General features: G+C 57.6%; 13 protein-coding genes. 9 read left to right on the forward strand and 4 right to left on the reverse strand.

The window, feature by feature from the left end:
- Nucleotides 1–47: 47 nt before the first annotated feature.
- Entirely contained in the window at nt 48–1,175 is a 1,128-nt protein-coding gene (locus B3729_RS16025; RefSeq protein WP_074822933.1) for a methyltransferase, read from the reverse strand.
- A 173-nt stretch (nt 1,176–1,348) separates the two neighbouring features.
- Between B3729_RS16025 and kduD the strand changes: the two genes are divergently transcribed.
- Nucleotides 1,349–2,110: a 2-dehydro-3-deoxy-D-gluconate 5-dehydrogenase KduD gene (kduD, locus tag B3729_RS16030; protein ID WP_286788362.1), complete on the forward strand. Its 762-nt coding sequence runs from the start codon at nt 1,349–1,351 to the stop codon at nt 2,108–2,110.
- A gap of 97 nt (nt 2,111–2,207) precedes the next feature.
- Nucleotides 2,208–2,984, forward strand: a complete 777-nt coding sequence (locus tag B3729_RS16035) for a ferredoxin--NADP reductase (RefSeq protein ID WP_286788363.1) — start codon at nt 2,208–2,210, stop codon at nt 2,982–2,984.
- 44 nt (nt 2,985–3,028) lie between these two features.
- Here B3729_RS16035 and mscL read toward each other — a convergent pair whose 3' ends face one another.
- A complete protein-coding gene (gene mscL / locus B3729_RS16040) occupies nt 3,029–3,475 on the reverse strand; it encodes a large-conductance mechanosensitive channel protein MscL (protein WP_010797152.1) in 447 nt (148 codons plus the stop codon).
- 203 nt (nt 3,476–3,678) lie between these two features.
- Here mscL and B3729_RS16045 point away from each other — a divergent pair, with 203 nt between their 5' ends.
- The 4 genes from B3729_RS16045 (at nt 3,679) to radA (ending at nt 7,874) form a co-directional block, all read left to right on the forward strand.
- Nucleotides 3,679–3,915, forward strand: a complete 237-nt coding sequence (locus tag B3729_RS16045; RefSeq protein WP_010797153.1) for a YdcH family protein — start codon at nt 3,679–3,681, stop codon at nt 3,913–3,915.
- A 169-nt stretch (nt 3,916–4,084) separates the two neighbouring features.
- Nucleotides 4,085–5,626 carry a catalase gene (locus tag B3729_RS16050; protein WP_286788364.1) on the forward strand — a complete coding sequence of 514 codons (1,542 nt, stop codon included), beginning with the start codon at nt 4,085–4,087 and terminating at the stop codon, nt 5,624–5,626.
- Between the two features lie 208 nt (nt 5,627–5,834).
- Entirely contained in the window at nt 5,835–6,410 is a 576-nt protein-coding gene (locus B3729_RS16055) for an ankyrin repeat domain-containing protein (RefSeq protein ID WP_286788429.1), read from the forward strand.
- A 99-nt stretch (nt 6,411–6,509) separates the two neighbouring features.
- Nucleotides 6,510–7,874 carry a DNA repair protein RadA gene (gene radA / locus B3729_RS16060; protein WP_286788365.1) on the forward strand — a complete coding sequence of 455 codons (1,365 nt, stop codon included), beginning with the start codon at nt 6,510–6,512 and terminating at the stop codon, nt 7,872–7,874.
- Nucleotides 7,875–7,884: 10 nt separating this feature from the next.
- On the opposite strand, the gene B3729_RS16065 is transcribed toward radA, so the two are convergent.
- Nucleotides 7,885–8,250, reverse strand: coding sequence for a PilZ domain-containing protein (locus B3729_RS16065; protein WP_010797157.1), 366 nt, complete (start codon nt 8,248–8,250; stop codon nt 7,885–7,887).
- Nucleotides 8,251–8,558: 308 nt separating this feature from the next.
- Between B3729_RS16065 and B3729_RS16070 the strand changes: the two genes are divergently transcribed.
- The 3 genes from B3729_RS16070 (at nt 8,559) to yjiA (ending at nt 11,887) form a co-directional block, all read left to right on the forward strand.
- A complete protein-coding gene (locus B3729_RS16070; protein ID WP_286788366.1) occupies nt 8,559–10,625 on the forward strand; it encodes a carbon starvation CstA family protein in 2,067 nt (688 codons plus the stop codon).
- Nucleotides 10,626–10,637: 12 nt separating this feature from the next.
- Nucleotides 10,638–10,841 carry a YbdD/YjiX family protein gene (locus tag B3729_RS16075; protein WP_010797159.1) on the forward strand — a complete coding sequence of 68 codons (204 nt, stop codon included), beginning with the start codon at nt 10,638–10,640 and terminating at the stop codon, nt 10,839–10,841.
- 68 nt (nt 10,842–10,909) lie between these two features.
- Nucleotides 10,910–11,887, forward strand: a complete 978-nt coding sequence (yjiA, locus tag B3729_RS16080; RefSeq protein WP_286788367.1) for a GTPase — start codon at nt 10,910–10,912, stop codon at nt 11,885–11,887.
- Nucleotides 11,888–11,936: 49 nt separating this feature from the next.
- Here the strand turns inward: yjiA and glyA are convergent, their stop codons facing one another.
- Nucleotides 11,937–13,190 (reverse strand): serine hydroxymethyltransferase, encoded by a 1,254-nt coding sequence (glyA, locus tag B3729_RS16085; protein ID WP_286788368.1) that lies wholly within the window; start codon nt 13,188–13,190, stop codon nt 11,937–11,939.
- Nucleotides 13,191–13,291 lie beyond the last annotated feature (101 nt).

Consider the following 13,291-nt stretch of genomic DNA (forward strand, 5'->3'; position numbering starts at 1 on the left):
ATGCCAGCCCGCTTGAATAAGGTCTGGCATAGGGCATAGCATCATGCTCAGTTAGCTTCGACCGCACGCAGCACCACGAATTTCGGGGTGGCAGCAACCTGTTCGACGCGCTTGAACAGCCGCTTGAGCTTGAGGTGATAACCGAGGTGGCGATTACCGACGATCCAGAGTTCACCCTGGCGGTCGAGAGCAGCACGCGCCTGTTGAAACATCCGCCAGGCCAGAAAGTCCCCCACCACCTGTTGCTGGTGAAACGGTGGGTTACACAGGACTACATCCAACGAGCGAGCCGGTTGGCTGGCCAGCCCATCATCGGCGCGCAACGTGACGGGACGATCACCCAGGGCGGCACGCCAGTTTTCATGTGCCGACTGGATAGCCATATAGGACTCATCTACCAGCGTGTACTGTGCTTGGGGATTGGTCAGTGCACTGGTGATGGCCAATACGCCATTGCCGCAGCCCAGGTCGGCCACGCGTGCATTGCCCAAGTCAGTAGGCAGATGTGGAAGAAAGGCGCGTGTCCCGATATCGAGCCCTTCTCGGCAGAACACGTTGGCGTGATTGATCAGTGTCAGCGCTGGGTCGTCCAGTCGGTAGCGGGTCGGGTAGGGTGAGGCTATCCGCTCCCTGGGTTCGGGGGTGGCAAACAGCAGGCGCGCCTTCTTGACCGCCAGCGACGCCTGGACACTGCCGATATGACGCTCAAGCAGATCTCCTGCCGCGCGCGGCAGATGCTTGATCATGGCTGCTGCGATGACTCGCGCACCCGGTGCCAGCTGATCATGCAGGCGAATCAGCTGCTCCTCCAGCAAGGCCAGGGTTTTTGGAATACGGATCAGCACCAGGTCAAAGGGGCCTTTAACCGGCTCGCTGGATGGCACGAATAGCACCCGACCATCACGCCCGTTGCGCTGCAGGTTATCGTTAAGAGCAAGGGCTGCAAGGTGGGAATCTCCACTGGAAACAACGTGACCCTGATCAGCCAGGCTTGCCGCCAGGGCGCCGAAGCTATCGTTTAACACCAGAATTCGGGCGTTGTCTGGCAGGCCCTGTTCGGCCAGATGATTAAGCAGGTATTCATCCGCCGCATCGAAAGCCTGTAACGGATCGTCCCGACGGGGTGGCTGGCGGTGCAGGTCAAGCTGGGCAAAGGGTGTGGACAGTAGAACCATGGCAGAAGATCGGAGCTGACGACAAAGGCGTCAGTGTAGGGGAGCGGCATTGCTTATGCTGCTCTTTTCTCTGGATGCCGGCTGAACGCGCCGGGCGTCTGGCGGGTCGAACAGACGTTTTGTGGGCTCAGGATGACAGGTCAGCCCGCGTTTACCACCCCTCAGGAGGCATCATGGTGGCTAACCCATTCGATTTGTCAGGCAAGGTCGCGATCATCACCGGGTGTGATGCCGGATTGGGAAGGAGCATGTGTGTAGCTCTGGCCAGTGCCGGTTGCGATATTGTTGGGATCAGCCGGCGCGAACCCCATGACACCCAGGGTGAGGTAGAGGCCAAGGGCCGACGATTCGTGAGCATCCGGGCAGATCTCAGCGCCACGGATGCGGTGCCCTTTATTGTGGATGAGGCGCTACAGGCTTTTGGTCGTATCGATATCCTGGTCAACAATGCCGGAACGATCCGGCGTGAGGATGCACTGAATTTCACCGAAAAAGATTGGGATGATGTCATGGGCGTCAACCTCAAGACGGTGTTCTTTCTTTCTCAAGCCGTGGCGCGTCAATTCATAGCGCAGCAGGACGGCGGCAAAATCATCAATATCGCTTCGATGCTGTCTTTCCAGGGCGGCATCCGTGTCCCATCCTACACAGCCTCCAAGAGTGGCTTGATGGGGCTGACCAAGGCGCTGGCCAACGAGTGGGCCAAGCACGGTATCAACGTCAATGGCATTGCGCCCGGCTATATGGTAACGAACAACACGGCAGCCTTGCGTGCCGATGAGCAGCGCAACGCAGAAATCCTGGGGCGCATTCCGGCAGGTCGCTGGGGCGAGCCAATCGACCTGGCAGGGCCTGTGGTGTTTCTGGCGTCGTCTGCCTCGGATTATGTCCACGGTCATACTCTGGCCGTGGACGGTGGTTGGCTGGCGCGTTAGTCCGGCCGGTTATACCTACAGTTTGTCCGTTGAAAACCAGTGCCGGGCTTGTTTTCATGACGGCCTGATATCGGCCCGGAAAACGAGGTAGCCCAGCATGACCGCCAGTGACGAGAAATACACCCGCCAGACCATCACGGAGGTGTGGCCCTGGGCCGATAACCTGTTCAGCCTGCGTACGACGCGTGATCCGCGCTTTCGCTTCAGTGCCGGCCAGTTTGCCCGCCTGGGTGTCGAAAAGGCAGACGGCGAAATCGTCTGGCGTGCCTATTCAATGGTCTCCGCGCCTCATGACGAATTTCTGGAGTTCTTTTCCATCGTCGTGCCTGGCGGAGCCTTTACCAGCGAGCTGAGTCGCCTTAAGCCGGGTGATACGTTGCTGGTGGAAAAGCAGCCCTATGGGTATCTCACCCTGGAGCGCTTTACCGGCGGACGCGATTTATGGCTGTTATCCACCGGTACGGGATTGGCACCGTTTCTGTCCATGCTTCAGGAGCCGGATATCTGGCAGCGGTATGAGCGTATCGTGCTGGTGTATAGCGTCCGGGAAGCAAAGGACCTGGCCTATCAGGAAATGATTAAGGGGCTGGCGGAGCTGGAGTACCTGGAAGGGGTTGCACAGAAGCTGATCTATATTCCTGTTGTAACCCGTGAGGATCATCCCGGCGCGCTGAGGGGGCGAATCACGACCCTGATCGAAAACGGTGAGCTGGAGAAGGCCGCAGGGCTTGAGCTTTCAACAGAGCACTCCCGCATCCTGATCTGTGGTAATCCTGAAATGGTGGATGACACGCGAGCCGTGCTCAAGGCACGTGATTTCCAGCTGGCCCTGACGCGCCGGCCTGGACAGATCGCGGTAGAAAATTACTGGTAAAAGATGCGGATGGGGCCCGCAAGGGCCCTATTTGTAGCGAACAGTCACGAAGAGGTCGGAGGGTCATTACGTGTGACGGTGGCCTCAGGCTTCTGGCTTTGTTCCTTGAGCAGGTCGCGAATTTCAGTCAGCAGTACTTGATCCTTGGTAGGGCCGGCCGCTGCCTTCTTTTCCTCATGCAGGCGCAGTCGATTCAGAACCTTGATGGCGCTGAAAATGGCGAATGCAATGATGATGAAGTCGAAGATCGATTGCAGGAACTTGCCGTAAGATAGCAGCACTGCCGGTTTATCGCCTTGGGCAGCCTGCAGCGTAATGGCGAGGTGCGAAAAGTCCACGCCACCCAAAAGAATCCCGAGAGGCGGGGTGATCACATCGGCAACGAATGACGACACGATCTTGCCGAAAGCGCCGCCAATGATGATACCAACAGCCAGATCGACGACGTTGCCCCTCATGGCGAACGATTTGAATTCGCTGAAAAAGCTCATAAGCACTCCTTTTGCGGTGGAATGGTAGTGACGCCATCGCTAACGTCTCGGGCACTTTGAACCGCAAAAGCGTCTGGTTGTTTCGAAATGCTTCCTGAAAAAGTGTGCTGCCTCTCGTTGCTGCACTTTGCCGAACGGCTGCGGTCCACCATATGGATGGGCTGAAAGGCTCAAGATATTCAACCTGCCTCAGGAGGTCACACATGGTTGCCGAGCACAACTTGCACAAGGATTTTCCAGACAAGGTTCAGAAGTTTGAAGAGCTGCGCCAGAACAATCCAGAATTTGCCAAGCTGATCGAGCAATACGATGCGCTGGATCAGGAGATCCTGGAAATCGAAGGGATGGTCGAGAACAGTGGCGATGAGGAGTTGAATCGATGCCGACGAGAACGCGTCGTGATCAAGGACAAGATCGCACGCGAGCTGCAAGGTAGCTGATCAGCTCTAGGCCGCTGCCCCTGCGTAGCGGCCATAGCTTAAAACGCTTGGCTTGGGTATTGATTCTGCTAATAGCGGAACAAAAGGTATTCAATTTAGCGAAGCGGTTCGGGTTCCTTACTCTTTACGTGCTTGGAACAGAGCACTTAAAAAAGAGAGGAACCCAACAATGTCCATTCGGACCTTTTCCGGATATGCCCTGAATCTGCTTGCAGCGGGCATCCTGTCTGCCACAGTCGCTTCGGCGGCCTATGCAGGTACCCTGACGCGTGACAACGGTGCGCCAGTCGGAGACAACCAGAACTCCCAGACCGCCGGAGCCACAGGCCCGACGCTCCTGCAGGACGTGCAACTGGTACAAAAGCTTCAGCGCTTTGACCGTGAGCGTATTCCAGAGCGTGTCGTTCACGCACGTGGCGCGGGTGCCCACGGAGAGTTCGTCGCCTCGGCCGACGTTTCTGACCTGACCAAGGCCAAGGTTTTCCGCCCAGGCGAGAAAACGCCGGTCTTCGTACGTTTCTCTGCGGTGATCCATGGTAATCACTCACCGGAAACCCTGCGCGACCCGCGCGGCTTTGCCACCAAGTTCTACACTGCTGACGGCAACTGGGATCTGGTAGGCAACAACTTCCCAACGTTCTTCATCCGTGACGCCATCAAGTTCCCGGACATGGTTCATGCGTTCAAGCCTGACCCACGTACCAACCTGGATGACCCGCGTCGTACGTTCGACTTCTTCTCTCACATTCCGGAAGCGACCCGTACCCTGACCGAGCTGTACTCCAATGAAGGTACACCGGCCAGCTACCGCACCATGGATGGCAATGGCGTACATGCCTACAAGTTCGTCAATGCCAAGGGTGAAGTTCACTATGTGAAGTTCCATTGGAAGAGCTTGCAGTCCGGCAAGAAGAACCTGGATCCGAAGGAAGTGGCCGAAGTTCAGAGCAAGGACTACAGCCATCTGACCCGTGATCTGGCCAACGCCATCGACAAGGGCGACTACCCGAAGTGGGACCTGTACGTTCAGGTGCTCAACCCGGAAGATCTGCCCAAGTTCGACTTTGACCCGCTGGATGCCACCAAGATCTGGCCGGGCGTGCCCGAGCGCAAGATTGGTCAGATGGTCCTGAACAAGAACCCGGACAACTTCTTCCAGGAAACCGAGCAGGTTGCCATGGCGCCTGCCAACGTTGTGCCTGGCATCGAGCCCTCCGAGGATCGTCTGCTTCAGGGGCGTGTGTTCTCCTACGCCGATACGCAGCTCTATCGCGTTGGCACCAATGGTCTGCAGCTACCGATCAACAAGCCTCACGTAGAGGTGAACAACGGCAACCAGGACGGGGCGATGAACATCGGCCACACGGCGACCTCCGTGAACTACCAGCCGAGCCGCCTGCAGCCGCATGAGGAAGACACTTCCGCACGTTACAGCCAGCTGCCGCTGTCTGGTACGACCCAGCAGGCCAAGATCCAGCGCGAGCAGAATTTCAAGCAGGCGGGCGATCTGTATCGCTCCTACAGCAAGAAGGAGCGTCAGGACCTGATCGAAAGCCTGGGCGGTGATCTGCGTGTTGTGGATGACGAAAGCAAAAACATGATGCTGGCGTACTTCTACAAGGCTGACGCGGAATATGGCGAAGGCTTGACCAAGGTGGCCAAAGGCGACCTCAAGCGCGTCAAGGAAGTGGCCGCGACCCTCAAGGACTGATGTCCTCCGGGCAGGCTAATCCTGCCCGTGCTCCCTTGTCGGCTTGCCTGCCTGGATAGGCAAGCCTGACAAATTGCCTGGCGAGTGTTCATGCCAGCCGGGTAACCATAGACAGTGCACAAGCCAGATCATGCCCAATGCCGCTCGCGCACGGGCAGCCCTGACCGCGAGAGAACACGCTATGCGCTTATTTTTTCTTGGCATTACGATGCTTTCCCTCACCAGCACATTGGTATTGGCTGATCCGCCACCTGAGGCATCAGTAGCCGAGCCGGCTGCAGTCGAGGCGAAAACACCTGGTCAGCCCTCACCCGATGCGGTAAAGGCACAGCTCAAAAGCTATTTCTTCGATGCGGCCCGTGATGGCCGTCAGGAGATGCTGGAAGAGTTCATCAAGGCTCATTATGACCTCAATACCCAGGATAAAAAAGGCTACACCGCCTTGATCCTGGCGGCCTACCATGGCCACAAGGAAGCCGTCGAGCAGCTGCTGGCTGCAGGCGCAGACCCTTGCATACAGGACAACCGAGGCAATACTGCATTGATGGGCGCCATCTTCAAAGGGGAGATTACTATTGCCCACCGCCTGGTTCAGGCCAAGTGCAACCCCGACCAGCGTAACAATGCCGGCCAGACGGCCGCCATGTACGCTGCGCTTTTTCAACGCAAGAGTGTGCTGGACGATCTGGCGGCCAAGGGCGCAGACCTTAATGCCAGGGATGCGATGGGCAACGATGTCGAAAAGCTCAAGCGCGGTGAATTCAGCCAGCTCCCGACCCGTTGACCCTAGTGCTGCAGCAGACCTTGGGCTGAGAATGCGAATCGAGTTAACTGTAAATTCATACAGTGGTGTATAATCAGGCTTTGCTTTCAGGAGCCTGGAATGGCCAAAGCCAAGCGCATGTACGGCTGCACAGAGTGCGGCGCAACGTTTCCCAAATGGGCAGGGCAGTGTGGCGAGTGCGGCGCCTGGAACACGCTTGTCGAAACGGTTGTTGAGTCAGCGCCCGGTGCCTCCGGCCGTGGCGGCTGGGCGGGCCAGCAGCAGGCCGTGCTCAAGACATTGGCCGAGGTCAGCGTTGAGGAAACTCCACGCTTCACTACAGACTCCACAGAGCTGGACCGCGTATTGGGTGGTGGCTTGGTCGATGGGTCGGTTGTGCTGATCGGCGGTGATCCAGGCATTGGTAAATCCACCATTTTGCTACAGACGCTTTGCCGCATTGCCGAGCGTATGCCAGCACTTTATGTGACAGGCGAAGAGTCCCAGCAACAGGTGGCCATGCGGGCCCGGCGCCTTGGGCTGCCGGAAGACAAACTCAAGGTCATGACCGAGACGAGCATCGAGAGCATTATTGCCACGGCACGTCAGGAAAAGCCGCGGGTCATGGTAGTGGACTCCATCCAGACCATTTTTACTGAGCATCTTCAATCCGCACCGGGTGGCGTTGCCCAGGTGCGTGAAAGCGCGGCACTTCTGGTGCGTTTTGCCAAACAGACCGGAACGGCTGTGTTTTTGGTCGGACATGTGACGAAGGAGGGTGCCCTGGCGGGTCCGCGCGTGCTTGAGCACATGGTGGACACTGTTCTGTATTTCGAGGGCGAATCGGATGGCCGTCTGCGTTTGCTTCGGGCAGTGAAAAACCGCTTCGGTGCTGTAAATGAGCTGGGTGTTTTCGGAATGACCGATAAAGGCCTGAAGGAAGTATCCAACCCGTCGGCCATTTTTCTGACCCGTGCACAAGAGGCCGTGCCAGGCAGTGTGGTCATGGCTACCTGGGAAGGCTCCCGACCGATGCTGGTTGAGGTGCAGGCCCTGGTCGATACCAGTCACTTGGCCAACCCGCGTCGGGTGACGGTCGGTCTCGATCAGAACCGTCTGGCCATGCTATTGGCCGTACTGCACCGCCATGGCGGCATTCCCACCTATGACCAGGACGTGTTTATAAACGTCGTTGGCGGTGTGAAGGTGTTGGAAACAGCTGTGGACCTGGCCTTGATGGCAGCGGTTATCTCCAGCCTACGTGACCGCCCCTTGCCGCACGACCTGCTGGTCTTTGGCGAGATCGGTCTTTCGGGTGAGATTCGTCCAGTGCCCAGTGGACAGGAGCGCTTGAAGGAAGCCGCCAAGCATGGCTTCAAGCGCGCCATCGTACCTAAAGGCAATGCGCCCAAGGAGGCACCCGCTGGTCTTGAAGTGGTCGCAGTGACCCGTTTTGACCAGGCGCTGGATGCCTTATTCGAGTAAGCCGCCTGGGTCAGTCCTTGCCAAGGGCCGCCAGTTCGCGCTCAAGCAGGGACTGGTCGCCCAGGTTGAGTTCGACCAGACGGCGCAGGTGGCTGATGGAGTCGAGATCGATCTGCTGGCAGGCAAAGCCCAGCTGTTCGGCTTCTAGCCGTACCAGTTCGGCGCTCATCTCGACCTGTGTTTCCGCGTCCAGTGTAATGACGATCTGGAAGGGCACCTCCTGACGGCCGCTCCAGTCGTCAGGCTTTTGTGTCAGTAATCCCTTCAGGGAAATGTCGTTGACCAGCGCTGTCCAGTGCTGTTCGCCCTGTTGAATCCGCGCCGTGGCGTCAAACGCGAAGCGCTTGAAACGCCGACGTTCGGTTGAATCAGTCATGTCGCTACTCCTGAATGCGATAGAGGTGACTTCACCTCATTCTATCGGCCCAAGGCGCGGCGTCTAAAGTATTGCCGCTTAGCGTTACAGCTTAGTCAACGAACGGCAGGTTGTTCGACAAAAGGTCCGGGCTTGGTCTGCTGATGCAACCGGGTGTCGGCATGACTATCCGGCATCTGCCTTCTGCGGTATGAATATTCAAATGGCCACTACAAACCAAACGCTCTAGACCAAGGTCTGATGGCGGAATTGCCAGCTTGAACTAAGCTTGAGCGGCAGCTTCTTTGTCCGTTTGTCATGGGGCCTTTATGAATAATAACAAGAGTGTATTCCGCCACGTGCCCTGGGCCGTGGTCGCGGCTGTAGGGGCTTGCGCCTTGGGAGTGGTGGCCTTGCGCCGTGGAGAGACGATCAATGCGTTATGGATCGTCGTTGCAGCCGTCGCGCTCTATCTCGTTGCCTATCGCTATTACAGCCTGTTCATCGCTACCAAAGTCATGCAGCTGGACCCGAACCGGGCAACACCGGCTGTTCTCAATAACGATGGTCTGGACTACGTACCGACCAACAAGCACATCCTGTTCGGTCACCATTTCGCTGCCATTGCAGGCGCAGGCCCGCTGGTCGGCCCGGTACTTGCCGCGCAAATGGGCTACCTACCCGGCACACTCTGGCTGATTGCCGGCGTGGTCTTTGCCGGTGCGGTCCAGGACTTCATGGTGTTGTTCATCTCCACCCGCCGTAACGGCCGCTCGCTGGGCGAGATGGTCCGCGAGGAGATGGGGCAGATACCGGGAACCATTGCCTTGTTTGGCTGCTTCCTGATCATGATCATTATCCTGGCGGTGTTGGCCCTGATTGTGGTGAAAGCTCTGGCCCACAGCCCATGGGGGATGTTTACCGTTCTGGCAACGCTGCCCATCGCGGTATTCATGGGCGTTTATATGCGTTATATCCGTCCGGGCCATATCGGTGAGATTTCTGTGGTCGGCCTGGTGTTGCTTTTAGCCGCGATCTGGTTTGGTGGCGTGATTGCGGCTGATCCAATATGGGGACCGCGGCTCACCTTTACGGGTGAACAGATTACCTGGATGCTGATCGGCTATGGCTTCGTGGCCTCGGTGCTGCCCGTCTGGCTGCTGTTGGCGCCCCGTGACTACCTGTCGACCTTCCTTAAAATCGGCACCATCATCGCGCTGGCTATCGGTATTCTCTTCATTGCACCTGAGCTGAAGATGCCGGCTGTTACCCAGTTTGTGGATGGTACCGGCCCGGTCTGGAAGGGTAGCTTGTTCCCGTTCCTCTTTATCACCATCGCCTGTGGCGCTGTTTCCGGTTTCCACGCGCTGATCTCGTCAGGCACCACGCCCAAGCTGCTCAGCCGTGAGACGGATGCCCGTTATATTGGGTATGGTGCCATGTTGATGGAATCCTTTGTGGCGATCATGGCCATGGTGGCAGCATCGGTCATCGAGCCGGGCGTCTACTTTGCCATGAACAGTCCGGCGGCCATTGTAGGCGCCGATGCCGCAAGCGTTGCTGCCACGATCAGCTCCTGGGGCTTTGCGGTAACACCCGAGATCCTGACCCAGACCGCACAGGACATTGGCGAAACCACCATCCTGGCGCGGGCCGGCGGTGCTCCAACACTTGCGGTCGGTATCGCGCAGATCCTGCATCAGGTGCTGCCGGGTGAAAACACCATGGCCTTCTGGTACCACTTCGCGATCCTGTTCGAGGCGCTTTTTATCCTGACGGCTGTTGATGCCGGAACCCGTGCGGGTCGCTTCATGCTGCAGGATTTGCTGGGCAATTTCGTACCGGCACTCAAGCGTACCGACTCCTGGATCGCCAACATGATTGGCACAGGTGGCTGCGTTGCGCTCTGGGGGTATCTGTTGTACCAGGGCGTTGTCGATCCGCTGGGCGGCATCAATACGCTTTGGCCGCTGTTCGGTATCTCCAACCAGATGCTGGCCGGTGTTGCCTTGATGTTGGGTACGGTCGTGCTGATCAAGATGAAGCGTCAGCGTTACGCCTGGGTAACTGCATTGCCGGCCGTGTGGCTGCTGATCTGCACAACCACGGCCAGTCTGATCAAGCTGTTTGACAGCAACCCGGCGGTTGGCTTCCTGGCTCAGGCGCACAAATACCGCGATGCGCTGGCGGCTGATCAGATTCTGGCGCCAGCCAAGTCGGTTGAGCAGATGCAGCAGATCATGATCAACAGTTATACCAATGCGACTCTGACCGTACTGTTCCTGATCGTAGTCGCCAGCGTGCTGTTCTATACCGTGAAGGTGGGTTATGCCGCCTTGTCCAAGCCTCAGCGTACGGACAAGGAAACGCCTTTCCAACCGCTGACAAATGTCTGATGGGAGCTGCGCATGTTCAATGACCTCGCCAATCTTGGAAAGTACCTGGGGCAGGCGGCTCGCCTCATGGTCGGAATGCCGGATTACGACACCTACGTCGAGCACATGCGCGGCAAACATCCGGACCTGCCTGTCATGACCTACGAAGAGTTCTTTCGTGAGCGGCAGGAAGCGCGTTATGGTGGCGGCAAAGGCAAGACCTTCCGCTGCTGCTAAGCACGTCAAGGTGTGATTCAACCGGGCCAGGCCTTTTAGCCTGGCCCGTTTCATTTAAGGCCGCTTATATGTCTACAACCCCCATCCCTGTAACGGTTTTGACCGGCTTTCTCGGTGCTGGCAAGACAACCCTGCTGCGTTACCTGCTTGAAGGTGATCATGGCCTCAAGATCGCTGTCATCGAAAATGAGTTCAGTGAGGCCGACATTGACGGCGCCTTGCTGGGCGATAAGGCTGCACGCATCGTAAAGGTAGCCAATGGTTGCGTCTGCTGTACCGGCAGTAAAGACCTGTCCTACGCGCTGACGGTATTGCTGGAGCAGCTCGACCAAGGCGAGATCGAATTCGACCGACTGGTGATCGAGTGTACCGGCCTGGCCGATCCAGGCCCAGTTGCTCAGACCTTCTTCATGGATGAGGATCTGCGCGAACGCTATCTACTGGATGGCATCATTACGTTGGTGGATGCTGTTCATGCCCAGGAGCAGCTATCCAGACCCATTGCCCAGGCCCAGGTGGGCTTTGCGGATCGCCTGTTGGTTAGCAAGCGCGATCTAGTTGATGAGACTGCCTTCACAGCTTTGAGCGAACGTTTGCAGCGCATCAATCGAAGGGCGCCGATTCATGTGGTGGATCATGGTCAGGTTGACCTGAGCGTCCTGTTGGATATCAGGGGGTTCAATCTGAACGATCAGTTGGATCGTCAGATGCTTTTCCGCCCGCTAACGCCGGTGCGTACCCAGAAGCCGGACAACATCACTTCGCTGGCGCTCAAGGCCGAACGTCCGCTCGATATCGACCGCGTCAGTGGCTTCATGGAAGGGGTGCTTGAGCGGCACGGCAGTAATCTGCTGCGTTACAAGGGTATTCTGGACATTGCCGGAGAGCCTCGAAAGCTCTTGTTTCAGGGGGTTCAGCGGCTGTACGGCGCTGACTGGGACCGGGAGTGGGAGGAGGGCGAAGTGCGGGAAAGCGTAATCGTCTTTATTGGCATGGAATTGCCGGAGACCGAGCTGCGCGAAGGTCTCGAGGCGGCACAAGTCTAAGGCATATGAAAAAGCCCAGCATAAGCCGGGCTTTTCGTAAGGCTTGAGCTTACTGACCGTAAACCGGCATCTTGGCGCAGATAGCCTGGACTTTTTCGCGTACGCCATCGATCACGGACTCATCGCCCATGTTATCGAGGATGTCGCAGATCCAGCCGGCCAGCTCACGGCATTCAGCTTCCTTGAAGCCGCGGGTGGTAACGGCCGGAGTACCGATACGCAGGCCCGAGGTCACGAAGGGGGAGCGGGGATCGTTCGGAACGGAGTTCTTGTTTACCGTGATGAATGCACGGCCCAGAGCCGCATCGGCATCCTTACCGGTGATGTCCTGCTTGATCAGGGACAGCAGGAAAAGGTGGTTCTGAGTACCGCCGGAAACCACATCGAAGCCACGCTGGATAAACACCTCGGCCATGGCCTGGGCATTCTTGATGACCTGCTGCTGGTACTGCTTGAACTCAGGCGCCAGCGCTTCCTTAAAGCATACGGCCTTGGCGGCAATCACATGCATTAGCGGACCACCCTGGGCGCCTGGGAAGACAGCCGAGTTCAGCTTCTTCTCGATTTCTTCATTGGCTTTGGCCAGGATCAGGCCGCCACGAGGACCACGCAGGGTCTTGTGGGTCGTCGTGGTCACGACATCGGCGAACGGAACCGGATTCGGGTAGATACCTGCGGCAACCAGACCGGCAAAGTGAGCCATGTCGACGAACAGGTAAGCGCCCACCTTATCCGCGATTTCACGGAAGCGGGCGAAATCCAGTACCTGCGAGTATGCCGAGTAACCGGCCACGATCATCTTCGGCTTGTGCTCAACCGCCAGACGCTCGACTTCATCATAGTCGATCAGGCCGTTTTCATTGATACCGTACTGAACTGCGTTATAAATCTTGCCGGAAGAGCTGACGCTGGCGCCGTGGGTCAGGTGACCACCATGGGCCAGGCTCATGCCGAGGATCGTATCACCAGGCTGCAGCAGTGCCAGGTAAACAGCAGAGTTGGCCTGCGAGCCTGCGTGGGGCTGAACGTTGGCGTAGTCGGCACCAAACAGCTGCTTGGCACGGTCAATTGCCAGTTGCTCGACCTTGTCGACGAATTCGCAACCACCGTAGTAGCGCTTGTGTGGATAGCCTTCGGCGTATTTGTTGGTCAGGACAGAGCCCTGGGCTTCCATGACAGCCGGGCTGGTGTAGTTTTCCGAAGCGATCAGTTCGATGTGATCTTCCTGACGCTGGGCTTCCTGCTCCATAGCGGCATACAGATCGGCGTCGAAGCGGGCGAGGGTTAAGTCACGGCTGAACATGGGGTTCCCCTGAAAAGCGACTGGGCTAAAAGAGGGCGCATTCTATCCCAATCCACAGTGGACTGGGTATGAGCACCCGTCATGCAGCAGTCGAACAGCAT

It is taken from the genome of Pseudomonas sp. UBA3149 (assembly GCF_002364655.1).
GTDB classification, from domain to species: domain Bacteria; phylum Pseudomonadota; class Gammaproteobacteria; order Pseudomonadales; family Pseudomonadaceae; genus Chryseomonas; species Chryseomonas luteola.

Excerpts from the sequence above, each read along its gene's own strand:
- B3729_RS16025 (WP_074822933.1), bottom strand. The coding sequence starts at position 1,175 with ATGGTTCTACTGTCCACACCCTTTGCCCAGCTTGACCTGCACCGCCAG.
- kduD (WP_286788362.1), top strand. The coding sequence starts at position 1,349 with ATGGTGGCTAACCCATTCGATTTGTCAGGCAAGGTCGCGATCATCACC.
- B3729_RS16035 (WP_286788363.1), top strand. The coding sequence starts at position 2,208 with ATGACCGCCAGTGACGAGAAATACACCCGCCAGACCATCACGGAGGTG.
- mscL (WP_010797152.1), bottom strand. The coding sequence starts at position 3,475 with ATGAGCTTTTTCAGCGAATTCAAATCGTTCGCCATGAGGGGCAACGTC.
- B3729_RS16045 (WP_010797153.1), top strand. The coding sequence starts at position 3,679 with ATGGTTGCCGAGCACAACTTGCACAAGGATTTTCCAGACAAGGTTCAG.
- B3729_RS16050 (WP_286788364.1), top strand. The coding sequence starts at position 4,085 with ATGTCCATTCGGACCTTTTCCGGATATGCCCTGAATCTGCTTGCAGCG.
- B3729_RS16055 (WP_286788429.1), top strand. The coding sequence starts at position 5,835 with ATGCTTTCCCTCACCAGCACATTGGTATTGGCTGATCCGCCACCTGAG.
- radA (WP_286788365.1), top strand. The coding sequence starts at position 6,510 with ATGGCCAAAGCCAAGCGCATGTACGGCTGCACAGAGTGCGGCGCAACG.
- B3729_RS16065 (WP_010797157.1), bottom strand. The coding sequence starts at position 8,250 with ATGACTGATTCAACCGAACGTCGGCGTTTCAAGCGCTTCGCGTTTGAC.
- B3729_RS16070 (WP_286788366.1), top strand. The coding sequence starts at position 8,559 with ATGAATAATAACAAGAGTGTATTCCGCCACGTGCCCTGGGCCGTGGTC.
- B3729_RS16075 (WP_010797159.1), top strand. The coding sequence starts at position 10,638 with ATGTTCAATGACCTCGCCAATCTTGGAAAGTACCTGGGGCAGGCGGCT.
- yjiA (WP_286788367.1), top strand. The coding sequence starts at position 10,910 with ATGTCTACAACCCCCATCCCTGTAACGGTTTTGACCGGCTTTCTCGGT.
- glyA (WP_286788368.1), bottom strand. The coding sequence starts at position 13,190 with ATGTTCAGCCGTGACTTAACCCTCGCCCGCTTCGACGCCGATCTGTAT.